This is a genomic window from Kitasatospora sp. NPDC114501 (genome assembly GCF_055633695.1).
This window is the reverse complement of sequence record NZ_JBVKDS010000015.1, coordinates 236,565-260,736: the sequence shown is the minus strand read 5'-3', so window position 1 is coordinate 260,736 and position 24,172 is coordinate 236,565. Positions and strand designations below refer to the sequence as shown.

Annotated in this window: 19 protein-coding genes, 1 tRNA gene and 1 pseudogene; 14 read left to right on the top strand and 7 right to left on the bottom strand. The window is 75.3% G+C overall.

Features of this window, described 5'->3' with window-relative positions; all coding sequences use genetic code 11:
* Positions 1 to 21 precede the first annotated feature (21 nt).
* From ACZ7RU_RS27445 to ACZ7RU_RS27435, 3 genes are all read left to right on the top strand, one after another.
* Entirely contained in the window at positions 22 to 2,280 is a 2,259-nt protein-coding gene (locus tag ACZ7RU_RS27445) for an ATP-binding protein (RefSeq protein WP_470343622.1), read from the top strand.
* Positions 2,277 to 3,263, top strand: a complete 987-nt coding sequence (locus ACZ7RU_RS27440) for a hydroxymethylglutaryl-CoA lyase (protein WP_470343621.1) — start codon at positions 2,277 to 2,279, stop codon at positions 3,261 to 3,263. Before ACZ7RU_RS27445 ends, ACZ7RU_RS27440 begins: the two co-directional genes overlap by 4 nt.
* A gap of 176 nt (positions 3,264 to 3,439) precedes the next feature.
* Positions 3,440 to 4,630: an acyl-CoA dehydrogenase family protein gene (locus tag ACZ7RU_RS27435; protein WP_380668090.1), complete on the top strand. Its 1,191-nt coding sequence runs from the start codon at positions 3,440 to 3,442 to the stop codon at positions 4,628 to 4,630.
* Between the two features lie 159 nt (positions 4,631 to 4,789).
* Here the strand turns inward: ACZ7RU_RS27435 and ACZ7RU_RS27430 are convergent, their stop codons facing one another.
* On the bottom strand, positions 4,790 to 5,266 hold the full coding sequence (locus tag ACZ7RU_RS27430; RefSeq protein WP_470343643.1) for a universal stress protein: 477 nt from the start codon (positions 5,264 to 5,266) through the stop codon (positions 4,790 to 4,792).
* Positions 5,267 to 6,434: 1,168 nt separating this feature from the next.
* Between ACZ7RU_RS27430 and ACZ7RU_RS27425 the strand changes: the two genes are divergently transcribed.
* Positions 6,435 to 7,442, top strand: a complete 1,008-nt coding sequence (locus ACZ7RU_RS27425; protein ID WP_470343620.1) for an HAD family hydrolase — start codon at positions 6,435 to 6,437, stop codon at positions 7,440 to 7,442.
* A gap of 143 nt (positions 7,443 to 7,585) precedes the next feature.
* Here the strand turns inward: ACZ7RU_RS27425 and ACZ7RU_RS27420 are convergent, their stop codons facing one another.
* Positions 7,586 to 8,392 carry a GNAT family N-acetyltransferase gene (locus ACZ7RU_RS27420; protein WP_470343619.1) on the bottom strand — a complete coding sequence of 269 codons (807 nt, stop codon included), beginning with the start codon at positions 8,390 to 8,392 and terminating at the stop codon, positions 7,586 to 7,588.
* 1,064 nt (positions 8,393 to 9,456) lie between these two features.
* Here ACZ7RU_RS27420 and ACZ7RU_RS27415 point away from each other — a divergent pair.
* The 5 genes and pseudogenes from ACZ7RU_RS27415 to ACZ7RU_RS27395 form a co-directional block, all read left to right on the top strand.
* Positions 9,457 to 10,462, top strand: a pseudogene (locus ACZ7RU_RS27415) (helix-turn-helix domain-containing protein); the annotation flags it as partial.
* A gap of 880 nt (positions 10,463 to 11,342) precedes the next feature.
* The gene (gene orn / locus ACZ7RU_RS27410) at positions 11,343 to 11,945 is read left to right on the top strand and encodes an oligoribonuclease (RefSeq protein WP_470343618.1); all 603 of its coding nucleotides are present in this window, start codon (positions 11,343 to 11,345) and stop codon (positions 11,943 to 11,945) included.
* A gap of 174 nt (positions 11,946 to 12,119) precedes the next feature.
* Positions 12,120 to 12,195: transfer RNA gene (locus tag ACZ7RU_RS27405), tRNA-His, on the top strand.
* A gap of 182 nt (positions 12,196 to 12,377) precedes the next feature.
* Positions 12,378 to 12,824, top strand: a complete 447-nt coding sequence (locus ACZ7RU_RS27400; protein WP_401115049.1) for a DUF4442 domain-containing protein — start codon at positions 12,378 to 12,380, stop codon at positions 12,822 to 12,824.
* Between the two features lie 339 nt (positions 12,825 to 13,163).
* On the top strand, positions 13,164 to 13,838 hold the full coding sequence (locus ACZ7RU_RS27395; protein WP_470343617.1) for a hypothetical protein: 675 nt from the start codon (positions 13,164 to 13,166) through the stop codon (positions 13,836 to 13,838).
* A 53-nt stretch (positions 13,839 to 13,891) separates the two neighbouring features.
* Here the strand turns inward: ACZ7RU_RS27395 and ACZ7RU_RS27390 are convergent, their stop codons facing one another.
* The 3 genes from ACZ7RU_RS27390 to ACZ7RU_RS27380 form a co-directional block, all read right to left on the bottom strand.
* Entirely contained in the window at positions 13,892 to 14,350 is a 459-nt protein-coding gene (locus ACZ7RU_RS27390; RefSeq protein ID WP_470343616.1) for a GNAT family N-acetyltransferase, read from the bottom strand.
* Positions 14,351 to 14,510: 160 nt separating this feature from the next.
* Positions 14,511 to 15,416 carry a spermidine synthase gene (locus ACZ7RU_RS27385; protein ID WP_470343615.1) on the bottom strand — a complete coding sequence of 302 codons (906 nt, stop codon included), beginning with the start codon at positions 15,414 to 15,416 and terminating at the stop codon, positions 14,511 to 14,513.
* A 105-nt stretch (positions 15,417 to 15,521) separates the two neighbouring features.
* The gene (locus tag ACZ7RU_RS27380; protein WP_470343614.1) at positions 15,522 to 15,905 is read right to left on the bottom strand and encodes a hypothetical protein; all 384 of its coding nucleotides are present in this window, start codon (positions 15,903 to 15,905) and stop codon (positions 15,522 to 15,524) included.
* A 267-nt stretch (positions 15,906 to 16,172) separates the two neighbouring features.
* On the opposite strand from ACZ7RU_RS27380, the gene ACZ7RU_RS27375 reads away from it, so the two are divergent.
* Entirely contained in the window at positions 16,173 to 17,795 is a 1,623-nt protein-coding gene (locus tag ACZ7RU_RS27375; protein WP_470343613.1) for a tetratricopeptide repeat protein, read from the top strand.
* Positions 17,796 to 17,855: 60 nt separating this feature from the next.
* Here the strand turns inward: ACZ7RU_RS27375 and ACZ7RU_RS27370 are convergent, their stop codons facing one another.
* Positions 17,856 to 18,512, bottom strand: coding sequence for a histidine phosphatase family protein (locus ACZ7RU_RS27370; protein WP_470343612.1), 657 nt, complete (start codon positions 18,510 to 18,512; stop codon positions 17,856 to 17,858).
* A gap of 230 nt (positions 18,513 to 18,742) precedes the next feature.
* Between ACZ7RU_RS27370 and ACZ7RU_RS27365 the strand changes: the two genes are divergently transcribed.
* The 3 genes from ACZ7RU_RS27365 (at position 18,743) to ACZ7RU_RS27355 (ending at position 23,079) form a co-directional block, all read left to right on the top strand.
* Positions 18,743 to 19,942, top strand: coding sequence for a hypothetical protein (locus tag ACZ7RU_RS27365; protein WP_470343611.1), 1,200 nt, complete (start codon positions 18,743 to 18,745; stop codon positions 19,940 to 19,942).
* Positions 19,943 to 20,092: 150 nt separating this feature from the next.
* Positions 20,093 to 21,718 (top strand): hypothetical protein, encoded by a 1,626-nt coding sequence (locus tag ACZ7RU_RS27360; RefSeq protein WP_470343610.1) that lies wholly within the window; start codon positions 20,093 to 20,095, stop codon positions 21,716 to 21,718.
* A complete protein-coding gene (locus ACZ7RU_RS27355) occupies positions 21,715 to 23,079 on the top strand; it encodes an AAA domain-containing protein (protein WP_470343609.1) in 1,365 nt (454 codons plus the stop codon). The genes ACZ7RU_RS27360 and ACZ7RU_RS27355 overlap by 4 nt, the downstream gene beginning before the upstream one ends.
* 3 nt (positions 23,080 to 23,082) lie before the next feature.
* On the opposite strand, the gene ACZ7RU_RS27350 is transcribed toward ACZ7RU_RS27355, so the two are convergent.
* Positions 23,083 to 23,403: a hypothetical protein gene (locus tag ACZ7RU_RS27350; RefSeq protein ID WP_470343608.1), complete on the bottom strand. Its 321-nt coding sequence runs from the start codon at positions 23,401 to 23,403 to the stop codon at positions 23,083 to 23,085.
* Positions 23,404 to 23,664: 261 nt separating this feature from the next.
* Between ACZ7RU_RS27350 and ACZ7RU_RS27345 the strand changes: the two genes are divergently transcribed.
* Complete coding sequence (locus tag ACZ7RU_RS27345) at positions 23,665 to 24,018, top strand: hypothetical protein (protein ID WP_387757023.1); 354 nt, start codon at positions 23,665 to 23,667, stop codon at positions 24,016 to 24,018.
* The last annotated feature ends 154 nt before the right edge of the window (positions 24,019 to 24,172 follow it).

Genomic DNA, 24,172 nt, shown 5'->3' with positions numbered 1-24,172 from the left:
CGACCCGGAGGAACGCCTCCCATGTTCGACACAGTTCTGGTCGCCAACCGCGGCGAGATCGCCCTGCGGGTAATCCGCACCCTGCGGCGACTCGGCGTCCGCTCGGTCGCCGTGTTCAGCGACGCGGACGCCGACGCGCCGCACGTCCGCGAGGCCGACGTCGCGGTCCGGCTCGGCCCGGCCGACCGCAGCGACAGCTCGGCGGCCGAGACCTACCTGCGGACCGACCAGATCCTCGCCGCCGCCCGCCGCACCGGCGCCCAGGCCGTCCACCCCGGCTACGGCTTCCTCGCCGAGAACCCAGGCTTCGCCCGCGCCTGCGCCGACGCGGGCCTCGTCTTCATCGGACCACCTCCCGGTGCGGTCGAGCTGATGGGCGACAAGATCAACGCCAAGGAGGCCGTCCGGGCCGCCGGCGTCCCGGTGGTCCCCGGCAGCCAGGCCACCGCGCCCACCGACGAGGATCTCGTCGCCGCCGCCGACGAGATCGGCTATCCGGTGCTGCTCAAGCCGTCCGCCGGTGGCGGCGGCAAGGGCATGCGCCTGGTACGGGACCCCGCCGACCTGCCCACCGAGATCGCCGCCGCCCGCCGCGTCGCCCGCACCGCCTTCGGCGACGACACCCTGTTGCTGGAGCGCTGGGTCGACCGGCCGCGCCACATCGAGGTGCAGGTGCTCGCCGACGCCCACGGCACCACCGTCCACCTCGGCGAGCGCGAGTGCAGCCTCCAGCGCCGCCACCAGAAACTGATCGAAGAGGCTCCCTCCGTTCTCCTCAATGCCGAGACCCGCGCCGCGATGGGCGCCGCGGCCGTCCGCGCCGCGGAGTCCTGCGGCTACACCGGCGCCGGCACCGTGGAGTTCATCGTCCCCGGCATCGACCCGGACGCCCCCGCCTCCGCCGCCGAGGGGGTGCGGGACTTCTTCTTCATGGAGATGAACACCCGTCTCCAGGTGGAACACCCCGTCACCGAACTCGCCGTCGCGGTCGGCGCGGACTCGGCCAGGCTCGACCTGGTCGAGTGGCAGCTGCGCGTCGCCGCCGGCGAACCGCTCTCATTCGCCCAGTCGGACATCTCCTTCCAGGGCCACGCCATCGAGGCCCGCATCTGCGCCGAGGACCCGGAACGGGACTTCCTGCCCACCGGCGGCCGCATCCTCACCCTGGACGAGCCCCGGGGCGAGGGCATCCGGGTCGACTCCGGGGTGGCCCCCGGAACCGTCGTCACCAGCGCCTACGACCCCATGCTCGCCAAGGTCATCGCGTACGGGCCCGACCGCCCGACCGCGCTGCGCCGGCTCCGCGCGGCGCTGGCCGACACCCGCATCCTGGGCGTCACCACCAACACCGGCTTCCTGCGCCGACTTCTCGCACACCCCGAGGTCACCGCCGGCCGGCTGGACACCGGCCTGGTGGAGCGGACGGCCCAGGAGCATCCGGCCCTGCTCACCGCGCCGTACTCCCCCACGAACGCGGCCGCCCCGGACGCGCCCGCGGCGGCCGAACCGCCGTCGCCCGCTCACCTCCTCTACTACGCGGCCGCGCTGGCGCGGCACCTGCAACTCACCCCGGCCGCCGACCCCGACGGCTGGACCGACCCGTTCTCCCTTCCCTCCGGCTGGCGCCTGGGCGGCACCCCCGCCTGGACCACCCACCGACTCCGGACCCCCGGCCAGGACCCGGTGGCGGTGCGCATCCGTTCGATCACTGCGGGCAACGTAGCCGATGCCACTGACAATTCCGCCGGGTCCGCCCGCGAGGTGGAGCTCCGGCTCGACGAGGGCCCCGCGCACCGCGCCCGCGCGACCCTGGCCGGGGACCTGCTGCACCTGACCGTCGACGGCCTCCGGACCACGTTCTCGCTGGCCACCGACGCCGCCCCCGGCCTCGCCGCCGGACCGGTGACCTGGCTCGGCACCGAGGGCGACGCCTGGCCGCTGCACGCCTACGACCCCGTCGTCGAGAGCGCCGCCGGGGCCGGCGCGCACCACGGCGCCCTGACCGCCCCGATGCCCGGCACCGTCACCGTCGTCAAGACCACCACGGGCGAGACGGTCCGCAAGGGGCAGCCCCTGCTCGTGCTGGAGGCCATGAAGATGGAGCACGTGATCGCCGCGCCGCACGACGGCGTGGTGGCCGAACTGCGGGCCACCGCCGGTGCCACCGTCGCGATGGAGGACCTGCTGGTCGTGGTCACCCCGGTCGAGGACCCGGCGGCCGGGGACGCCCCGGCCGAACCGTCGGCCGCCCCCGCCGAGCCCGTGGAGGTCCGGTCGTGACCGCCCCCGCCCGCGAGCCCGACGCCCTCGACCTCGGCCTGCCCGCCCCGGTCCGCGCCCCCGGCCTGCCCGAGGAGGTCCGGATCCACGAGGTCGGACCGCGCGACGGCCTCCAGAACGAGAAGTCCCTGGTGCCGGTCGAGGTGAAGGCCGAGTTCATCGCCCGGCTCGCCGCCGCCGGACTGCGCACCGTCGAGGCCACCAGCTTCGTTCACCCGAAATGGGTACCCCAGCTGGCCGACGCCGAGGAACTGGTCCCCAGGCTCGCCGGCCTGCCGGAGCGCCACCCCGGTCTGCGGCTGCCGGTACTGGTGCCCAACGAGCGCGGCCTGGACCGCGCACTCGCCCACCGCACCGCGGACATCGCGGTGTTCGCCAGCGCCACCGAGACCTTCGCCCGCCGCAACCTCAACCGCTCGGCGGACGAGGCCATGGCGATGTTCCGCCCGGTCGTGGCCCGGGCCACCGAGGCCGGGGTCGCGGTCCGCGGCTACCTCTCGATGTGTTTCGGCGACCCGTGGGAGGGCCCCGTCCCGGTCGACCAGGTGGTCCGGTACGGCGTGCGGCTGCTGGAGCTGGGCTGCTCCGAGCTGAGCCTCGGCGACACCATCGGCGTCGCCACCCCGGGCCAGGTCGGCGCCCTGCTGGCGGGCTTCGCCCGGGCCGGCGTCCCGGTCGACCGGCTCGCCGTGCACTTCCACGACACCTACGGCCAGGCGCTCAGCAACACCCTGGCGGCGCTGCGCGAGGGCGTCACCACGGTGGACGCCTCCGCGGGCGGCCTGGGCGGCTGCCCGTACGCGAAGAGCGCCACCGGCAACCTGGCCACCGAGGACCTGGTCTGGATGCTGCACGGCCTCGGCATCCGGACCGGCGTCGACCTGCGCTCCCTCGTCGCGACCAGCGGCTGGATGGCCGAGCGCCTCGGCCGCCCGAGCCCGTCCCGCACCGTCCAGGCACTGCTCGGCTCCACCGGGGGCTGACCCGCCCGCCCCGTCCCGGCGCCGGCCGTCCGCACCATCCGGCCGGCGCCCCGCTCCACCCGCACCGCTCGACATCCGTCCGTCCATCACATCGTGCGTCCGTCACACCGTCCGACGGACGCCGGTCACCCCGCTCACGTCCGCGGCCGACCCGGCCGGGCGCCAGGAGGATCACCATGCTCGACCACAGGCTCAGCAGCGAGTACGAGGAACTGCGGCGCACCGTCGCCGAGTTCGCCCAGGACGTGGTGGCGCCGAAGATCGGCGAGTTCTACGAGCGGGAGGAGTTCCCCTACGAGATCGTCCGGGAGATGGGGCGGATGGGGCTCTTCGGCCTGCCCTTCCCGGAGGAGTACGGCGGCATGGGCGGCGACTACTTCGCCCTCGGCCTCGCCCTGGAGGAACTCGCCCGCGTCGACTCCTCGGTGGCCATCACCCTGGAGGCCGCCGTCTCGCTCGGCGCGATGCCGATCCACCGCTTCGGCACCGAGGAGCAGAAGCGCGAGTGGCTGCCCCGGCTGACCTCGGGCGAACTCCTCGGCGCCTTCGGCCTCACCGAGCCGGAGGGCGGCTCGGACGCGGGGGCCACCCGCACCACGGCGCGCTACGACGAGGCCACCGACGAGTGGGTCATCAACGGCACCAAGTGCTTCATCACCAACTCCGGCACCGACATCACCGGACTAGTCACCGTCACCGCGCTCACCGAACCGATCGCTCGTTCGAGTGAAGAGGGCGAATTCCGCTCGCCTGTACGGGAGATCTCGTCCATCATCGTGCCCACCGGGACCCCCGGCTTCCAGGTCTCGAAGAAGTACTCGAAGGTCGGGTGGAACGCATCCGACACCCGCGAACTGTCCTTTACCGACTGCCGCGTTCCCGCGGCCAACCTGCTGGGCGAGCGTGGCCGAGGCTACGCCCAGTTCCTGCGGATCCTCGACGAGGGCCGCATCGCGATCGCGGCCCTGGCCACCGGCCTGGCCCAGGGCTGCGTCGACGAGTCCGTCAAGTACTCCGGCGAGCGCCGGGCCTTCGGCCGGCCGATCGGCGCCAACCAGGCCATCCAGTTCAAGCTTGCCGACATGGAGCTGCGCGCCCACACCTCCCGCCTGGCCTGGCGGGACGCCGCTTCCCGGCTGCTGCACGGCGAACCGTTCAAGAAGGAGGCCGCGATCGCGAAGCTGTACTCGTCCGAGGCCGCCGTCGACAACGCCCGCGAGGCGACCCAGATCCACGGCGGGTACGGCTTCATGAACGAATTCCCGGTCGCCCGTTTCTGGCGCGACTGCAAGATCCTGGAAATCGGGGAGGGCACGTCCGAGGTCCAGCGCATGCTCATCGCCCGGGAGCTCGGCGTCGGTTCGTGACGACCATGTCCTGATCGTCACTTTCCGAGCCTCGCCCACCGGGACGGAAAACCGCTCAACGTGCGGCTCCCCGACGAGGGTCGGGGTGCCCGAAACGGTCGAGGAGGCATCAGGAGGAGACCAGGGAGAGGCCTCGGAAGAAGCCTCGGGAACGAGGCCTCAGGGAATCACGATCACCGGACGGTTGGCCCGCCGCGCCAGCCGTCCGGAGACCGAGCCGAAGATCTTGCCGAGCAGGCCGTGCGTCGTGCCGACGACGATCGCGTCGGCGGCGTACTCACGGCCGACCTCCTCGATCTCGTGGCAGATGTCCCCGCCGCGCTCGACCAGGACCCACGGCACCCCGGCGAGGAAATCCGCGCAGGCGAGCTCCAGGCCGAGGACCTCGGTCCGGTGGTCGGGGAGGTCGACGAAGACGGGCGGCTCGCAGCCTGCCCAGACCGTGGCGGGCAGGCGGTTGGCGACGTGCACGATCACCAGGCCGCACTGGGAACGGCGGGCCATGCCGACGGCGTAGGCGAGGGCGCGCTCGCTCGACAGCGAGCCGTCGAAGCCGACCACCACGCCGTGCTGGAACACCGGGTCGAGGGACGGCGCCGGCGAGTTCCGCCCGGACGGCTCGGCGTGCCCACCCAGCGGGTCGACCGCGCCGGAGGGTGCCTCCGGGTGCTCGGCACCCGGGCCCAGGCGGCCCGTCACCGGAGACCCTGCGGGGTCGGCCGGGGGCTCGCCACGCCGCTGGCGGGGCCCTGGACGGTCACGGCGGGCGAGGCTGCCCCGACGGGCGAGGCCGCGCAGCGCGCGCGCGAAGCCCGGCGGGCCGTCGCGCCCCGGGGCGGGCTCCCCTGGCTCCGCCGGTGGTGCGGCGTCGGCCGGCCGGGCCTCGCCAACGGCTCCGGACGCCTCGGTCCCCTCGGCGGCGTCGGCTCGCTCGCACCCCGTCCGGCCGCCCGGGACGCGGCCCGACGCATCGGGGTGTCGCGCGTCGGCTCGTCCGTGGGCTCGTCCGTCGGCAGGCCGGTCCGCGCGGTCGCCGCCGTCCGTGCGGGCGCCCCCGCTGTCGCCGTCCCGGCCGCCATCCCGGCCACCGTCCCGGTCGTCACGGAGGGGGTCGCCGCGGTCGTCATCACCGTGGTCGCCGCCATGATCGTCACCGCGCTGGTCGGCGCGCTGGTGGTCGGCACGCACCTCGGCCCGGCCGTCGAAGCGATCGGAGGCAGGCCCGCCGTCCGGGGCCACGCTGCGGGGCGTGTCCGGATCAACCGGTCGGGGAGGCTCAAAACCAGCCATGGCTCACGGCTCTTCGATGGAGAGGGGCCGACAGGAGAGGAGGACAACGCTGCCCGGGCAGCAGGCCCGCCCACGGGATGACGTCGGTCTGCGCCGCGCAGCACCGTATGTGACCTGTTCCTTTCAGAGTACGACGGGCAGGGGGCCCCGCCCAACGGGGAAGCCCCGGAGCGGCGTTGTTCCCGCGAAAGGGGGATGCGCCCGCCGAGGCAGTGCGCCCCGCCGACAGGCGATCGCGCCCCTCCGGAAAGGAGGTTCCCTGGAGCTTGACTGAGCGGACCGGGCGGCGCAACAGCCCCACGGGACACCGTGACCGGACTGTCATGGATCGGCGACGATCCGTTGCGGTGCGTCGCGAACCGTGACGTCCGACCTGCCCCAACAGCCCCGGCCACCCCACGCGTCACCCCCTGCCACGGGCCCCCGGAGGCCGTTTCAGCCACTCCATGCGGCTTCGCGACGCCATCTGGCATTTGCCAGGTGCATAGGCGCGGCCGCTGGCACCATGCTTGGCATGCCCCTGCTCCTGTTCGACCTCGACAACACCCTGCTGCCCCGGGACGCCGCGTACCGGGCCTGGGCACAGGACCTCCTGTCCGAACACGATCTCCCGCCGGGCGACCTCGACTGGTTCGTCACCCTCGACGGCGGCGGCTACGTACCGCGCAGCACCGTACTGTCGGCGGTCCGGCGGCGCTACGGGCTGGACGTCTCCGCCGACTTCCTGATTGCCCACTACCGACGCGGCATCAACTCCCACATCCACTGCCCGCCCCGGCACATCGAGGCGCTGCGGGCCGCCCGGACCGCCGGGTGGACGCTCGGGATCGTCAGCAACGGCGGCACCCGGCCGCAGTTGGAGAAGATCCGGCGGACCGGGCTGGGCCCCCTGGTCGACGGCTGGGTGATCTCCGAGGAGGCCGACTGCGTCAAGCCGGACCCGTTGATCTTCGAGCTGGCCGCCCAGCGGTGCGGGATCGCCCCCACCGGGGACTGGGCCGAACACACCTGGATGATCGGGGACCACGCGCCCGCCGACATCGCCGGTGCCGAACTGGCCGGGCTGCGCAGCGTCTGGCTGCACCACGGCCGGCCGTGGGCGGAGAGCGGCTACCGGCCGACGCTGAAGGCGGCCGGCCTGCCGGAGGCCGTCGGCCAGGTGCTCGCCGCGCGGAACGCGCCCTCGCCCCGGCCGGGCGTCCGCTCCGACGGGCGGCTCCGCAAGGCGGCGGGGATGCCTGTACGCGCGACGGCGCTGGTCGGCGCACGGTCCGGCGCACGTCCCGCGGTGGCCGCTCCGGAGGGCCCGAGTGCATCCGTTCCCGCCGGCGCCGGGACGGTCGGCGAACCCGTCCCCGCAGGCGGGGCCGGTGTCCGAAACCGATCCGGCGGGTTTGCCGTGATCGCCGAGGCCCTCACGGATACCGGAGTGGGTTCCGGGGGCCGGGCGGGTGGCGGACCGGGTCGGGCCGGGGTACCCGCTGGGGCCGACGCACCCACCGCCGTGGCGACCGCCCAGTAGCGCCCCGCCCCCAGCCCCCTTCGCTTCGCCTCCGCCGCCCCGCCCGGCCGTCGCCCCTCACCAGTCAGCCGACGCCGCCCGCCGCCAGTCGTCAGCCGCCCGCCGCGCCACCCGGCCCGCTCCCCTTGTTCCACCTGCCCCGGCTACTCCGCCGGCTCCACCGACGTACTGGTCCACCAGCAGGTGCGGGCCCGCTCGACGAACCCGAGCTTGCGGTAGAGCGGTTCGCCGAGCGAGGTGGCGACCAGGGTGGCCGGACGGTCCGGGTGCGCGTGGGCCAGGGCGGTCTGGAGGACGGCGCGGGCCACCCCCCGGCCGCGCCAGTCGGGCAGGGTGGCGACCCAGTACACGCCGGTGGCCCGGCCGTCGTCATAGGTGAGGCAGGTTCCCGCCACCGCGCCGTCGACGCGGCCGAGCCAGCCCCGCCAGCCGGGCACGTCCAGCAGTCGTCCGGGGAGTGCCTCGCCCCGGACCCAGGGCTGGCGGGCGGGCAGCGGGAAGCCCTCCACCACCGCCCGCTCGGCCATCGCGAAGCTGTCGCCGTCCCTCGTCTCATCGACCGTCAGGACCCCGCCCCCGTGGGCCTCCGATACCGCGGGCAGGACGGCGGTGGCTCCCTCGACCGGTCCGGGGTCCCGGACCATCACCGGCATGATCGGCATCCGGCTGACCCCGAGGTCGCCGAGGTCGAGCCCGTCGTAGGGGTCCTCCACGGTGCAGCGTATGGTCGACCACTTCGCCATCAGGTCAGCCAACTCCCGCTTCACGGCGTCCGGTTCGGTGTAGGGCCGGGTCACCACGAAGCGGTGGGCGTCGTCCGGGGTCCGGGCGCACCGGACCGCGGTCAGCCCCGCATGGGTGCGGGACCGCCAGCCGTGGACGCGGGCTTGGGCGAGCCAGAAGGCGGCGGCGTTGTCGTTGGCCCGTTCGAGCCGGCTGTCGGTGTTCACGGCAGGACCGTAACCCGGCGGTCCGGTTGCCGGTTCCGCCGTCCCAGGCTTGGCCGGATGAAGCCTGGGCGGCGCACGACTTCTCCCCGTGCGCCCCCTCGTGCACCGCCGATTTTCGGTCAATTTCGCGCCGATCCCTCCCGCTTGGGCAAATCCGCAGCCCAGACCTGCCGGCCGGGCGCACCGGAGCCGGACACCCCAGGAACCGTCCCGCGACAACCAGCCACCGTTGCCCCGGCCCTCTTCCCAGAAAGGTCGACGGGTGCCACGCTTCGTGATCGAATGCATCACGCCAAATTGCCATGTCGACATAGCGTCGGATGGTGAACTTGTCACAACGGCAATGGTCCGCCCGATAGATTTCGATCTTGGCTAGCAGTGCCGCACCACCCACACCACACCACCGAGGGGGCTTGAGCGCCTTGAGCAGGGTGAGCAGGAGCGACGCGGGTCCTGACAGCGGCCAGGAGGCGGCGGGGAACGCGGGTCGGTCCGCGAGAAGCACCGGCACCGCCTCGATCGCCACCACCCGCACCTCCGGCACTCCGAGCAGCTCGGGCGCCGCCTCGCACTCCTCGTACTCCGCCGTGCCCTCTCCCGGAACGGGCGGCGGCATCGGCCACGGTGCGGCGCCGAGCGCCGCGGACCACGGCGCTACGGCGCCCTACGGAGGCCAGTCCCCCTACGGCGGCCAACCCGCCCTCGGCGGCCAGTCGTCCTTCGGTGGAGCGCCCTACGGCGGACAGCCCGTCAGCCGAGGGCCCGTCAATCCCGGCCCGGCCTACGGCAGCGACCACCCGGGCCATTCCGGCCACCCCGGACACCTCGCCCACCCGGGCCACCCCAGCCATTCCGGCCACCCCGGCTACGGCGGCCACCCCGGCTACTCCGGCTACGGCGGCGGCGCCGCGAGCCCGAACGGCGCCTCCGCCGCCGCCGGCCCGGGCGGCGGTCCGCTCGGCGGCCTCGCAGTCGGCGCCGGTTCCGGCCACGGCTCTGGCTCCGGCCACGGCCACACCCCGCTGGGCCACGGCGGCCCCGGCGCGAACGGCTCCCCGACCTCTGTGACGGCCTCCGCCCCGCGCAAGCTGTCCGGTCGGCGCCGCCGGGAGACCGTCGCGGTGCTGATCTTCGGCGGCGCCCCGATCTTCGAGAGCTCCATCCCGCTCTCCGTCTTCGGCGTGGACCGCCAGGACGCCGGGGTGCCCCGCTACCGCCTGCTGGTCTGCGCCGGGGAGGAGGGCCCGCTGGCCACCACCGGCGGCCTGACCCTCTCCGCGCCCTACGGCCTGGAGGCGCTCGCCCGGGCCGGCACGATCGTCGTACCGGCCTGGCGCTCGATCTCCCAGCCCCCGCCGGTCGAGGCGATCACCGCGCTGCGCAAGGCCCACCACGAGGGCGCCCGGATCATCGGACTCTGCACCGGCGCCTTCGTCCTGGCCGCCGCCGGCCTGCTCGACGGCCGCCCGGCGACCACCCACTGGATGTACGCGCCGACGCTGGCCAAGCGCTACCCGCGGGTCCACGTCGACCCGCGCGAGCTGTTCGTCGACGACGGCGACGTGCTCACCTCGGCCGGCACCGCCGCCGGCATCGACCTCTGCCTGCACGTGGTGCGCAGCGACCACGGCGCCGAGGCGGCCAACGCGCTGGCCCGCCGGCTGGTGGTGCCGAGCCGCCGCGGCGGCGGAGGACAGGCCCAGTACATCGATCAGTCTTTACCGGAGGAGATCGGCAACGACCCGCTGGCCGAGGTGGTCACGTGGGCGCTGGAGAACCTCAACCAGCAGTTCGACGTCGAAGTGCTGGCGGCTCGCGCGTACATGAGCCGGCGCACCTTCGACCGGCGGTTCCGCACGCTCACCGGCAGCGCGCCGTTGCAGTGGCTGATCACCCAGCGGGTGCTCCAGGCGCAGCGGCTGCTGGAGACGTCGGAACTGTCGGTGGACGACGTCGCGCGCCGGTGCGGGTTCCGCTCGCCGGTGGCGCTGCGCGGTCACTTCCGCCGCCAGCTCGGGGTCTCCCCGGCCGCGTACCGGACCAGCTACCGGGCCCGCCGGCCCGGTCAGCAGCCGTCCGCGTCGACCGGTCCGCTCGGCGACCTGCGGCTGCCCGGAGGGTTGCCGCACCCGGCGGGCGCGGTCGCCCCGGCGGGCGGGCCGATGTTCGGCGGGGCGCACGGTGTGCCGTCGGCGCAGCCGTTCCCGGCCGGGCCGGGGTCGCCGGTGCCGGTCGGTCAGCACGGCCAGCAGGTGGCACACGGCCAGCACGGTCAGCACGGCCAGCAGCTCGGGCACGGACAGCCGGGTGCGCACGGGCAGCCCGGCGGGTTCGGTCCGGGCCAGGTCGGGACGCCGACCGGCCAGGCCTTCCACGCCCGCGCCGGTCAGCCGTACCCGCACCAGCAGGCCTCGCAGCAGCCGCACCCCGGGCAGCAGGGTGCGACGGGGCGCGGTCCGCTGCGTCCGCCGGTCGTTCCGCCGCAGGCCGGACCCGGGGCGGGGACCGGACGTCCGCCGCGCACCGCCGAGCACGCGGCGGCGGAGGACGGCCTCCCCCAGCCGGGGGCCCGTGGCCAGGGCCAGGGGCACCGGAGCACGGCCGAGCGGCCCGCGGACGAGCCGGGTGCGGCCGGTCGCGGTCACGGCCCGGCCGCCGGACGGATGCCGGCCCAGGGCGGGCAGCCGGGCTCCGGGGCGGGGGAGCTCCGCGGTCGCCAGGCCCGGGCTCCGCAGGCCCGCGGCCAGGCCGGCCGGCCCGCGGCCGAGGGCACCCGGGCGGCGCGCGAGGCCCGGACCGGACGGGACGGCCACGCGGTCCGGACCGGCCGGGAGGGCGAGCACCCGGACGGCCACGGCGCGCACGACGGGCCGGAGGAGCACCAGGCCGAGGCACCCCGCTCGGCTCCACCGGTCCCCGCGGCGCGTGATCGCGCCGTAGGGTGAGTTGCGTGAATGACCGTTTGGTATGGATCGACTGTGAAATGACCGGCCTCGACCTCGACCAGGACGCCCTGGTCGAGGTCGCGGTACTGGTGACGGACTCCGAGCTGAACATCCTCGGCGAGGGCGTGGACGTCATCATCCGGCCGCCGGCTGAGGCGCTGGCGAACATGCCCGAGGTGGTGCGCACGATGCACACCTCCTCCGGGCTGCTGGAGGAGCTGGAGCAGGGCGTGACCCTGGCCGAGGCCGAGGCCCGGGTGCTCGCCTACGTGCGCGAGCACGTGCCGGAGGCCGGGCGGACCCCGCTGTGCGGCAACTCGGTGGCCACCGACCGCGGCTTCCTGGCCCGGGACATGCCGGCCCTGGAGAAGCACCTGCACTACCGGATCGTGGACGTCTCCTCGATCAAGGAGCTGGCCCGCCGCTGGTACCCGAAGGCGTACTACAACAGCCCGCAGAAGGGCGGCAACCACCGGGCGCTCGCCGACATCCGGGAGAGCATCAACGAACTGCGGTACTACCGCGAGGCGGTGTTCGTCCCGCAACCCGGACCGGACGCCGACACCGCGCGGGCGATCGCCGGGAAGTACCAGGCCCCGGCGAGCTGAACCCGCGACCGCCCGACGGGCCGAGCCCGGACCGCCCGGCGGACTCCCGCCGGAGGATCGGAGAGGGTGCCCGCGTTCGCCCGGACGAAACCCTGGCGCGAGCACCCTCTCGGATCCTGTAGAGTTCTTCCTGTCGGAACGGGAACGCGAGAGCGGGAACGGACCGGACAGATGGTGGGTGTAGCTCAGTTGGTAGAGCACCTGGTTGTGGTCCAGGTGGCCGCGGGTTCGAGTCCCGTCACTCACCCCAGAGCCTGAGGGGCCGATCTCTTCAAGAGATCGGCCCCTCAGGCGTTTTCGCGTTCCCTCAACCGTGCACGGCCTCAGTTGCCCGCTCCCCCAGCGGTATGTGCGCCCCGTCACACCCGCCCCATGGGTCGAGTTCCGCCCCGGCCCTGCCGCCGGTAGCTACTGACTAGTAACATCGCGCCCATGACCACACCGACGATCGGCAAGATGCTCGACGACACCGTGCCGATGGCGCACACCCTGAACCTGAAGTACCTGGAGACCTCCCCGGAGCGCGCCGTGCTCCAACTCCCGGACCAGCCCGCGTACCACAACCACCTCGGCGGCCCGCACGCCGGCGCGATGTTCACGCTGGCCGAGTCCGCCAGCGGCTGCATCGTGCTCGCCGCCTTCGGCGCCCAACTGTCCCGGGCCGTGCCGCTCGCCGTGAACGCCGAGATCGCGTACAAGAAGCTCGCCATGGGCGAGGTCACCGCCACCGCCGTGCTCGGCCGCCCGGCCGCCGAGGTCGTCGCCGAGCTGGACGCCGGCGGCCGCCCCGAGTTCCCGGTCACCGTCGAGATCACCCGCGCCGACGGCGCCGTCACCGGGGTGATGACGGTCACCTGGACCCTGCGTCCCAACTCCTGACCGCCACTCGGTCGGTGGCCCCGGGAGCGCCGGCCCCGGGGCCACCCGTACGATGACTGTCCGTGACGGCGGGCGTGACCTCACCGCCCGGCCGCTCGTTCTCGACTCACGTGCGAGCCAATCACGCGACCGAGCCCCAGGAACCCGCCCCCCCGCGGCGTCGCGGGTGCCCGCCGCGGGATCGCCCGGTGGCTGCCGCGCCCCCGCGCCGTCGCCGCCGCAGGGGCCCTGCTCACCCAGCTCTGGGGCTTCGGCGCCCCCGGGGCCTACGCGGCCGCCGTCGACCCGCCGGCCGACCCGACCCGGCCCGCCGTCCGCCGCGCGCTACCCGGCGCACCGGTGCTCGACCGGCCGGTGCTCGAAGGACCCGCCCTCGACGGACAGTCAGCCGAACGTCCCGTCGGGTCCGGGCCGTCGCCGGTCGGGCCGCCGGACCGCTCCCCCGGGCCCGCCGGGGAACCGGCCCGCGACGGCCCGGCCGACGAGGTCACCGGGTCCGCCGGCGCGGTCGGCGACACCCTCCAGGAACGCATCCGGGCCGGCGGCCTGCCCCTGCCCGGTCAGCGGGCGGCCGTCCCCGACGCCTTCGCGCTGGCCGCCGGCCTGCTCGGCACCTCCCCCGCCCAGGCCCGGCCCGACGAATCGCGCGCCTCCCGCGAGGGCGGTCCCGCCGAACCGCCCTCCGCCGCCCGACGCCGCGCCGACGCCGCCCGCCCCACCGTTCCCCGGCCGTACGAGGCCGCGGGGGAACCGCTGCTCCAGGAGGCGGCGGCCACCACCGTCGACGAGGCCGGACCCGCCACCGCGCTCGACAGGACGACGGGCGCCACCGCTCCCGCCGCACCGGACGACGGAAGGACGCCCGAGGCGGCGGCCATCGCCGACACCGCCACCGCGACCACCTCCGGCAACGGCTCCGCCACCCTGACCGCCGTCCTCGCCCCCATCGCCGCGGGGCTGCTGCTCACCGGGGCCGCCATGTGCAAGCACCGCGGACTGCCGCGCGGCCACTGAGCGAAACCGACCGGGACCGAGCGTGCCCGGGCCTCCCGCGCTCCGACCCCCGCCTAGGACGTGGCCAGGTCCAGGGCCAGCTGCGGGAGTTCGCGCCCCGGGATCGAACCGGACGGGACGCTGCCGATCCGGGTCGCCCCCATCGCCAGGTAGAACGGCTCGGCGTTCGGGTCGGAGTCGATGGTGAGCCGGCGCAGACCGAGCGCCACGGCGAGGCTCCGGGCCCGTTCGAACAGCGCGCGGCCGACCCCGTGGCCGATCCACTCGGGCTCGACGAAGAGCTGGTCCAGCGATCCGGTCGGCGGCGCTCCGGAGAGCGAGACGAACCCCAGCACCCGCCCGCCGTCCTCGGCCACCACGGTGGCCGAGTGCTCGATGACGCCGGCGTCCATGGTGAGCTCCTCCCGGCAGGCGTCCAGGAACGCCTCGTCGTAGCCCCAGTACGCCTTGGATCGCAGCGCGATGCCGGTGAGCAGCGCGGCGTCCTCCGGCCGGGCCGGTCTGATCTCCATGGCGCTCCCTGAGGTCGACGGCCGGGCGGCAGCGCCATTGTCGGCCCCGGTTCGGTCGTCCGCCAACGGTTTTACGGCCGGCCGCGCGGCGTGGAGGAGTACCGGCGGTACGTGTACGCGGATGCGGACCGGCGGTCGGACGGACGGCCCGAGCGGGCCGTCAGCGGAACACCCCCGGCGGGGGTTCCGGGGACGGGGCCGCCGTGGCGTCCGTGGCCGGGGTGGCGCCGGCGGCGAAGTCGGCGAGGGCGCGGCCGTGTTCGACCCGGGCGTGGGCGGAGTCGGAGGCGGCGCGACGGGTGAGGTCGGCGACCGGGAGCGGAGTGTGGGCGGCGGCCAGGACGAGGTTGCCGAAGCGCTTGCCGCGCAGCACGGCGGGGTCGGCGATCAGGCACAGCTCGGGGAAGACCGCGCCGAGGGTGGCGACCTGGGAGCGGGCGAAGGGCAGGGCGCCGCCGTCGGCGATGTTGGCGGCGTACCAGCCGCCGGGGGCGAGGGCCCGGGCGGCGAGGGTGGTGAACTCGACGGTGGTGCAGTGGGCCGGCGTCCGGGCCCCGGAGAAGACGTCGGTGATCACCAGGTCGACGCCGGCCTCGGGGGTGCGCTCCAGTACGTCGCGGGCGTCCGCGCCGCGCACCTTGATCTGCCAGCCGCGTTCCAACGGGAGTTCGGCGCGGACGAGTTCGGTGAGCGCGGTGTCGATCTCGGCGACCTGCTGGCGGGAGCGCGGCCGGGTCGCGGCGGTGTAGCGGGCGAGGGTGAGGGCGCCGCCGCCGAGGTGCAGGACGGTGATCGGGCGGCCGGGCGGGGCGACCAGGTCGATCAGGTGGCCGAGCCGGCGCTGGTACTCGAAGCCGAGGTGGGTGGGGTCGGCGAGGTCGACCAGGGACTGCGGGGCGCCGTCGATCAGCAGCGACCAGGCGGCGGGGCGGTCGCGGTCGGGGCGCAGCTCGGCGAGGCCGGAGCCGACGGGACGGCTGAGCGGCCCCTGGGCGTGGGTGCGTCCGCCCGGTCCGGTGGTGGCCTCCGGTTCCGGTGTGCGCGCGGCTCTGCTGCTTCGTCCCATGGCGGCCATTATCGCCGCCGGGGCGGCACACCCACAGGTCAGGGGCGCGTCGCGGGGCCCGGCCGGAGGCTGACGGGCCCGACTGGATCCGCGGCGGCACGCCCGCTAGAACGGGCCCAGGCCGCCCGCGGTGAGCGTGCAGGCGGCCTCGCAGAGGGCGGAGCGGAGCACCCAGGCGTCGGTGGGACGCGCGGTGCGGCCGACGCCGGAGGGCGGGATCACCCAGCGCGGGTCGGTGGCGGCGGGCACGAACGCGCCCGCGGTACAGGTGCTGCCGGGCAGGTGCCAGGTCTCCCAGGTGCCGGCCGGGACGAGGAAGGAGACGGTGCTGCCGTTGCGGCTCTGCAGGACGGCTCCGCAGGCGCGGCGCAGTCTGAGGATGTCGACGGCCTCCAGACCGTGCCGCAGGGCGACGGTCACGGTGTCGCAGGCGCCGGCGAGCACTCCCCCGGGGACGGGTCGGTGCTGCGGCAGTCCGGTGGCCATCATGGGACCTCCTGTACCTCTGTACCTCGTCGGGTCCGGAAGCACAGCCGTTGGGGGGCCGCCGGGCTTGGGACGGGCCCGGCGACGGCATGGGCTTTCCGCGTACCAGGAGAACGCGGCGGGTGCGCCGCAGGCCACGGGGCGCATTACAGCAAGGCATGGCATTTCATGGCGGATATCCCGCAACATCGCCCCTTTTGCCCGGGATTGATGACTGATGTCCTATCAACCCAATGTGGCCACTCGGTGACTCCGAGTACTCTCGGCGCCATGGCAGCCACCCCACCGGCCGAGCCGAACCGACCGTCCCCCAACCTCGTGATGCGCGCACTGCGCGGCGACCGCTCTCCCGGCGAGTTCGCCACGGCCGTCCGCAGAGCCGCCCGCGAGATCGGCGAGCACGTGTCCTGCGACGCCCGCTACGTCGGACGGGTCGAGTCCGGTGAGATCCGCTGCCCCAACTACGCCTACGAGCGGGTGTTCCGGCACATGTGGCCGGACCGCACGCTCGCCGACCTCGGCTTCGCCTCCCGGACCTCCGTCCGCCGCCGCTCGGCGGACGCGCCCGGCGGGCGGAGCGAACCGCCTCCGCTCCACCCGACGTTCCCGCCCCTGCCCGCCCCGCGCTCACCGCTCTCCACTCAACTCCCGTACGCTGCCTCGCCGTACGCGGATCCAGCCGCACCGGACGGGCCCCCGTGGCCGAGTCCCGGCACGGTGCCCCGGGGGCCCGATGGATCGCCCAATCTCGACGAGGAGAACGACGACGTGCGTCGCCGTACGTTCCTGGCCGGCGGCACCACCGCGCTGGCCGCCGTGATCGGCATCGACCGACCGGCCGCGGCCGCCGGTCGGCAGGCCGGCGCCGACCACGCCTCCCCTGCGCTCGCCGGCCGAGGCGCCCTCCCCGGTGCGGAGTTCACCGCGCCGTCGCTGCTCGGCGGCGAACCGCCGGTACCCGGTCGGCCGGGGCCGGTGGTACCGCTGCGCCGGGTCGGCACCGCCGAGGTGCTCCGCGTCGAACAGGCCGTCCGGGAGATCCGGCTGGCCGACGACGCGCACGGCGCCGACGCCCTGTACGAGCTCGCCGGGCAGTCGCTGCGCAACGCGTACGTGCTGCTCAACGAGTGCGACTACAGCACCGAGACGGAGCGCCGGCTCCAGTCCGGGGCGGGCGAACTCGCCATCTCCGTCGGCTGGTTGGCCCATGACTCGAACCGGCTCGCGGACGCCCGCTCGTTCTACTCCGAGGCGCTCGCCACCGCCCGGATGGCCGGGGACTCCGCCCTGGAGGCGCACGTCTTCTGCAACAGCGCCTTCCTCGCCCGGGACGCCGGCCGCCCGCGCGAGGCGCTGCGCGCCGCCCAGGCCGGGCAGGTCGCCGCCCGGGAGCTGGACTCCGACCGGCTGCTCGCACTGCTGGCCATGCGCGAGGCCGGCGCCTGGGCGCTGCTGCAGGACCGCGCCTCCTGCGAGCGCGCCCTCGGCCGGGCGTACGCCCTGTTCGACCGGGGCCCCGGCGAGCGGGACCCGGAGTGGATGTCCTTCTTCAGCGAGGCCGAGATCGCCGGCCTCCAGTCGCAGTGCTGGTCGGCGCTCGGCGACTGGGACCGCGCCAGCGAGCAGGCCGGGCTGGCGATAACGCTCCAGCAGCCGCACTTCGTCCGCAACCGGGTGCTGTACACCGCCGAGCTGGCCCACGACCGGCTCGGTCGCGGGGACCTGGCGGGCGCGGCCCACCACGGTTCGGCCGCCGTCGCGCTGTTCGGCGACGTGCGCTCGGCCCGGATCCGGAGCATGCTCGCGGACACCGCCGGACGGCTGCGCCCGCACGTCGCGGTGCCCGAGGTGCGCCGGTTCCTGGCCGACTACGACCGGGCGGCGGCCGCCTAGGGCCGGGGCAGGGCCGGGCGCACCCGGGGCCGCCCGACGGGGGCCGGGGTGCCGAGCGGGTCAGTGCCCGGCGGTCAGGCCTTCCAGGTGGGACAGGTCGTTCCAGACCTCCACCGCCGGAGCCCCGTACTCCCACGACAGCACGCAGAGCGCGGCCGTACCGAGCTTGAACCGCTGGGCGAACTCCGGCGGCAGGCCCAGCCAGCGGGCGGTCAGGATGCGCAGCAGGTGGCCGTGCGCGAACAGGACGACGTCCTGGTCGGCGCAGTGCATCACGGTGGTGTCCGGCTCCGGGACGCCGTACTCCTCGTGGAGGCTCGCCAGGAAGGCGTCCACCCGGGCGGCCACCTCGGAGAGCTTCTCGCCGCCGGGCACCCCGTCGCGCCAGATCAGCCACCCCGGGTGGTCGGTCGCCCGGATGTCCGCGCCGGTGCGGCCCTCGTACTGGCCGTAGTCCCACTCCAGCAGCTCCGGGCGATCCACCGCGCGGTCGCCGAAGCCGGCCAGCTCGCAGGTCTCCCTGGCCCGGCCGAGCGGGCTGGTGTAGACGAGCGCGTCCGGCAGCCCGTTCCAGGGGGCCTCGGCGAGGCGGGCGCCGAGGGCCCGGGCCATCGCCCGGCCCTCCTCGGTCAGCGGGATGTCGGTGCGGCCGGTGTGGCGGCCGGTGGCGGACCACTCGGTCTCGCCGTGGCGGACCAGCACGATTCGGGCGGGCATGGGGGGCTCCTCGGAACGAAACGGTGGCAACGGTCGGTCTCACCCTTGAGCACCGGGCTCCATGATCCCCCACCCGGACGGCGGCCACGATCGCGGGGCCCGTCGCCGGTGGTGACGGGCCCCGGCCGGCGACCCGCGACCGGCGGGCCTCCGGTGCCGGCCGCCCGGCACGTCGCGGACGGCCGGTCCGCACCGCTTTGTCGGACCCGGATGCGACACTGGGCCGCACCATGAACGTCTCGACGAACGTCCCGCCCCGCGGGCACGCTGAGCCGCTCGCCCAGCGGCTCGCGGAGCTGCGCGGACCGGCCCCGCAGCGCAGTCTGAACGCCCGCTCCCTCGCCGCGCTCGCCGCCAACCCGGGCTGCCACCGCCGCGCCGTGCTCGACGCGGCCGGGGTGGACAAGTCGGCGCTGGCGGCCCGGCTCGGCCGCCCCGCCCCCTTCGGGCAGTCCCCCTTCGCCATCGCCCGCGGCGTGATCTTCGAGTCCCGGCTGAAGGCCGACGGCTACGCCCCGCTGCTGGAGCCGCTCCGCCACCACCTCGGCGTCCCGGCGGACGGCCACGCCCCGCTCCAGGTGCCGGACCTGCTGCACCGCTCCGGCCCGGCCGTGCGCGCCGACCGGACGGCCGAGGCGCTGGCCCGGGCGGCCGCCGACCCGGAGGCGTGGACGCTGCTGGACCACCCGATGCTGCGCCTGGGGGTGGCCGGCAGCACCGCCTACCTGGAACCGGACGCGCTGGTGGTGCACGGCGGGCGGTGCACGGTGGTCGAGATCAAGTCCTTCCCGGTGCTGGACGGCAGCGCGGACCCGGCCAAGGTGGGCGCCGCCGCCCGGCAGGCCGCCGTGTACGTGCTGGCGCTCCAGCAGGCCGCCGCCGCGGCGGCCGGGCAGCCGCTCGCCGAGGACCCGTACACCGAGCAGCGGCTGCCGGGCAGTCCGCGCACCAGCGTGCTGCTGGTCTGCCCGAAGGACTTCGGCAACCGGCCGACCGCGGTCGCCGTGGACGTCCGCCGTGAACTGGCCACCACCCGCCGCCAGCTGAGCCGGATGACCGGCATCGGCCGGCTGCTGGCGGTGCTGCCGCCGGACGCCGACTTCGACCTGGCCTCCGACGAGGACGGCACGCCGGCCCGGACCGCCGAACAGCTGACCGCCTCGGTCGAGGCGGTGCCCGCCGCCTACAGCCCGGACTGCCTCTCCACCTGCGAACTCGGCTTCCACTGCCGCGCCCGGGCCCGCTGCGACGACCGGGTCGAGCAGCTCGGCCGGGGCGTGCGCGGCGAACTGGGCAGCATCCGTACGGTCGCCGAGGCGCTGGCCGCCGCCGGCACGAAGAGCGGCGACCTGGACGGCGCGGACGACGCCGCCGAGCGCCTGGCCTACGCGGCCGCCCTGCGCGCCGAGGCCCTGGGGACGGGCGCATGATCGAGCGCAGCGAGAGTGTCGTCGAGAGGTGCGGGTGGGCGAATGCCCCTGCCGAACGGAGCGAGGCGGGCGCATGATCGAGCGCAGCGAGAGAATCGTCGAGAGGCGCGTGTGGGCGAATGCCCCTGCCGAGCGGAGCGAGGCGGGCGCATGAGTCTTCTCACCACCCTCGCCCGGCTGGAGGCCGTCCGCAGCGGCCGGGCCGAGCCGCTGGCCACCGTCCGGCACCGGCACCTGTCGGACCGCCCGATGGTGCTGGTCCCGCTGACCGCCGCCGGCGAGTCCGGCGCGCCGCTCGCGGTGATGCTCGGCACCGACCGGGACGCGCCCCGGCTGCACCTGGTGCCGCAGCCGCTCAACCGCACCCTGCGGTTCGACTTCCTGGCCGAGCTGGCCGCCGACCTGCTGCCCTACCTGGAGTCCTTCGCCGAGGACGTCGAGCAGATCGAGGGCTCCGAGAAGGACCCGGAGACCGGCGAGAAGACCCAGGTGTTCCGCGAGCTGTGCGCGGACGCCCCGCAGCTGATCGTGCCGAACAGCGCCGGCGTGCACCACCTCGCCCTGATCGGCCGCTCGACCCGCTTCCGCCGCACCGCCGAGGACGAGGAACCGGGCCCGTACCCGGCGCCGGTCCGGGTGCCACTGCTCGGCCGCTGGCTGACCCACCTCACCGACCGCGCCCAGGTGCCCGGCTCCTCGCTGCTGCTGCCGATGACCGGCCTGCTGGCCCGGCACTGGGCGACCGGCCAGAGCCACCTGGAGGACCAGCACCTGGCGGCCCGGCTCGCCTGGCACCGCCCGCCGCCCGGCCTGACCGGCGCGCAGGCGGCCGAGCTGGCCGAGTCAGCCCGGGACGAGCGGGGGCAGTTGCTGCACCCGCCGGCCGGTCCGGCCACCGACCCCCGCTTCGACGAGTTCGTGCTCGCCCCGGCGATCGCCCGCTACGACTCCGCCGTGGGCGCCCTGCAGCACAGCGCCGAACAGCGCGACGAGGCCGCCGCAGCACGCGCCCGGACGGCCGTGCGGGCCGCGGTGACGGCACTGGAGGAAGCGCTGACGTCCGTCCTGCTGCCCACCTGGCGGGACGTCTGGCAGGGCCTGGACCTGCTGCGCGCCCTGCCGCCGGCCGGCCACCTGGCGGAGCGCTGGACCGGCGACCGCTGGTCCTACACCGGCCACCGGGACCGGCTGGCGGCCGGCGAGCCGCCGCAGCCCCGGCAGGACGACGCCGTCACCGCCGCCCGCAAGCTCGCCCAGCGCGAGCGCGAGCAGGCCCGGCTCGACGTGCAGGAGGCGCTGGACGATCCGCTGGCGATGGCCGAGCACCGGCTGGCCGGCGAGGCGTTCAGCGGCGTGGTCACGGAGGTGGTGCCGGACTGGGACACCACCGGCCGCTCCCCCAAGCCGCGCCCGCTGGTCACCCTGCACACCGTCGACCGCCCGCACGCGGACCTCGGCCGGGAGGTGCACCGGGTCTGGGGGTCCCCCCGGCCGGAGGGCGGGGCGGCGCCGTCGGCACAGAAGGCCGAGATCGTCGCGGTGGACACCGCCCAGGGCACCCTCACCCTGCGGATGCTCTCCGGCATGGGCCGCCGGAAGGAGCCGGAGCCGGGCTCCGTGCCCGAGCCCGGCGAGTCCGTCACCTTCACCCTGTTCGAGCTGACCGTGCGCCAGTCCGCGCCGCTGCCCGAGCCGGACGACACCCCGTGGACCCACGGCGGCCCGCCCGGCGCCGCGCCCGTGCCCGCCCCGTCCGCCTCCGAGGAGTGGGAATGAGCCGTCCGACGACCCCCGACCAGGCCCCGGGCGCGGCCGCCGACGCCGCGGTGGCCCGGATCCTGGCGGCCACCGTCCGTCCGCCGGCCGGCGCCCCGCGCGGCGTGGTGGTGGACTCCCCGCCCGGCGCCGGGAAGTCGACGCTCGTGGTGCGGGCCGCCCGCGAGCTGGTCGGGGCCGGCGAGAGGCTGATGATCGTCGCCCAGACCAACGGCCAGGTGGACGACCTGGTCGGCCGACTGGCCGAGAAGGCCCCGGAACTGACGATCGGCCGGCTGCACGCCGCGGACTCCCGGCCCGCCCCGGAGGTGCTGAAGCACGCCAACGTCACGCCCTCCGACAAGGTCGCCGACCTGGTCGAGCAGGACGTGGTGATCTCCACCTCGGCCAAGTGGCAGTGGGTGCGGGCCGAGGCCCCGTGGCGGCACGCGATCGTCGACGAGGCGTACCAGATGCGCTCGGACGCCCTGCTCGCGGTGGCCCGGCTGTTCGAGCGGGCGCTGTTCGTCGGCGACCCGGGCCAGCTGGACCCGTTCACCGTGGTCGGCACCGAGCAGTGGGCCGGGCTGTCGTACGACCCGTCCAGCAGCGCGGTGGTCACCATGCTGGCGCACAACCCGGAGATCGCGCCGCACCGGCTGCCGGTCTCCTGGCGGCTGCCCGCCAGCGCCGCGCCGCTGATCTCGCGGGCCTTCTACCCGTACACGCCGTTCCGCTCCGGCACCGGCCCGGAGGACCGCCGGCTGACGGCCGCCGTGCGCCCGGACGGCTCGGCCCTGGACGCGGTGATCGACCGGGCCGCCGAGCACGGCTGGGCCCTGCTGGAGCTGCCCGCCCGGCACACCGTACGGACCGACCCGCAGGCCGTGGCGGCCGTCGCGGCAGCCGTCCGCCGGCTGTTGGAACGCGGACTGACCGCCCACTCCGAACAGGGCGAGGCCCCGCTCACCGCGGACCGGATCGCCGTCGGCACCGCCCACCGGGACCAGGCGGCGGCCGTGCGGGCGGCGCTGCTCAGGGCGGGCGTGCCGGTGGACGGGGCGGCCGGTCCGGCCGTCACGGTGGACACCGCCAACCGTCTGCAGGGCCGCGAGTACGACGTCACCGTGGTGCTGCACCCGCTCTCCGGGCGCCCCGACGCGACCGCCTTCCACCTGGAGACCGGCCGGCTCTGCGTGCTCGCCTCCCGGCACCGGCACGCCTGCATCGTGGTGGCCCGGGCCGGGATCGCCGAGCTGCTGGACGAGCACCCCGCGACGGAGCCGGTGCAGCTGGGCGTGCCGGTGGCGTTCCCGGACGGCTGGGAGGCCAACCACCAGGTGCTGCACCACCTGAGCGGCCACCGGGTGCACGTGCGGTAGGGCTCAGTCCTCGGTCTCGCAGACGGCGAAGGCCTGGACGGACTGGTTCCTGGCCCGGACCCACCAGGTGGTCGGGGTCGGCTCGTCGGGCGCCGGACCGTTGTAGACCACGGTGGCGGGTTCCTCCCGCAGCAGGGCGTACCCGCCACCGGTCAGGTGGGTGCCGCTCGGGCAGGTCGCCGACGACCAGCCGTCGGGGGCGCTCGGCTCCCCGACGACCACCTTCGCCGTCTCCGCGGCGACCGCCGGCGTCGCCGCGACCGGGCCGACGAGGGCGGGGGCGGCCAGCAGGACGCCGACGGCCAGGATCTTTCGCCTGCGCATGGGGATCTCCCGGTTCTGTGACTGGTCGGTACTGGTCGGTGCTGGTCAGTACGTCTGCGACGCCCTGCCAACCGGTTCGCATGCGACCAGGACACTGGGCGCGCGAGGCGCACGCCCGGCGTACGCCGGGGAATAGCGCTTGCGTGCGCACCGTTCCGCTACCGGCCACCGCCGCGAGACAATGGACGGCGGCCACGACCGGGCGGCGCAGCCCGGAGCAGATTCCGCCCTCCCCCACCCGAGACCCGGAGGTGTCCGTCCATGCCCGACTCCCCAGAGTCGTCCGAGCCCACCAGGCGCGTACGTCCGGTGCAGCTGCTGTTCGAGCCGCAGTCCGCCGAACCCGAGCCGGAACGATTCTTCGACCTGGAGTCGATCGAGGACCCGGCGGAGCTGCTGCGCCGCTCCACGGAACTGGCCCTGGCCTTCCGGGCCGCCGCCGAGCGGGCCACGGACTTCCAGGCGGTCGCCGCCGCGCAGCTCGCCGACCCGCGCCGGTTCGACGCGCTGTCCGACGCCGAGGTCGGCCGGCGGGCCGACTGGACCCCGGACTACGCCGCCAAGATGATCGAGTACGGCCGCACCCTGCTCCAGCCGCGCCGGCACGAGGACTGAGCCCCCGGCGTCGCGCCGGACAAGGGCCCCTGGCATATGCGCGGCGGGGAAGGGTACGCCGTCCCCCGCCGCGCTGTCCGGCGAACCGCGCTTTCCGTCCCGCCGGGGGCGCCCGCCGCGCAGGCTGCTCCCCGTGGAGATCTGGACACAGCAG

Coding starts and splice junctions, on each gene's coding strand:
- ACZ7RU_RS27445 (WP_470343622.1), top strand. CDS start 22: ATGTTCGACACAGTTCTGGTCGCCAACCGCGGCGAGATCGCCCTGCGG.
- ACZ7RU_RS27435 (WP_380668090.1), top strand. CDS start 3,440: ATGCTCGACCACAGGCTCAGCAGCGAGTACGAGGAACTGCGGCGCACC.
- ACZ7RU_RS27425 (WP_470343620.1), top strand. CDS start 6,435: ATGCCCCTGCTCCTGTTCGACCTCGACAACACCCTGCTGCCCCGGGAC.
- ACZ7RU_RS27400 (WP_401115049.1), top strand. CDS start 12,378: ATGACCACACCGACGATCGGCAAGATGCTCGACGACACCGTGCCGATG.
- ACZ7RU_RS27390 (WP_470343616.1), bottom strand. CDS start 14,350: ATGGAGATCAGACCGGCCCGGCCGGAGGACGCCGCGCTGCTCACCGGC.
- ACZ7RU_RS27385 (WP_470343615.1), bottom strand. CDS start 15,416: ATGGGACGAAGCAGCAGAGCCGCGCGCACACCGGAACCGGAGGCCACC.
- ACZ7RU_RS27380 (WP_470343614.1), bottom strand. CDS start 15,905: ATGATGGCCACCGGACTGCCGCAGCACCGACCCGTCCCCGGGGGAGTG.
- ACZ7RU_RS27375 (WP_470343613.1), top strand. CDS start 16,173: ATGGCAGCCACCCCACCGGCCGAGCCGAACCGACCGTCCCCCAACCTC.
- ACZ7RU_RS27370 (WP_470343612.1), bottom strand. CDS start 18,512: ATGCCCGCCCGAATCGTGCTGGTCCGCCACGGCGAGACCGAGTGGTCC.
- ACZ7RU_RS27365 (WP_470343611.1), top strand. CDS start 18,743: ATGAACGTCTCGACGAACGTCCCGCCCCGCGGGCACGCTGAGCCGCTC.
- ACZ7RU_RS27360 (WP_470343610.1), top strand. CDS start 20,093: ATGAGTCTTCTCACCACCCTCGCCCGGCTGGAGGCCGTCCGCAGCGGC.
- ACZ7RU_RS27355 (WP_470343609.1), top strand. CDS start 21,715: ATGAGCCGTCCGACGACCCCCGACCAGGCCCCGGGCGCGGCCGCCGAC.
- ACZ7RU_RS27350 (WP_470343608.1), bottom strand. CDS start 23,403: ATGCGCAGGCGAAAGATCCTGGCCGTCGGCGTCCTGCTGGCCGCCCCC.
- ACZ7RU_RS27345 (WP_387757023.1), top strand. CDS start 23,665: ATGCCCGACTCCCCAGAGTCGTCCGAGCCCACCAGGCGCGTACGTCCG.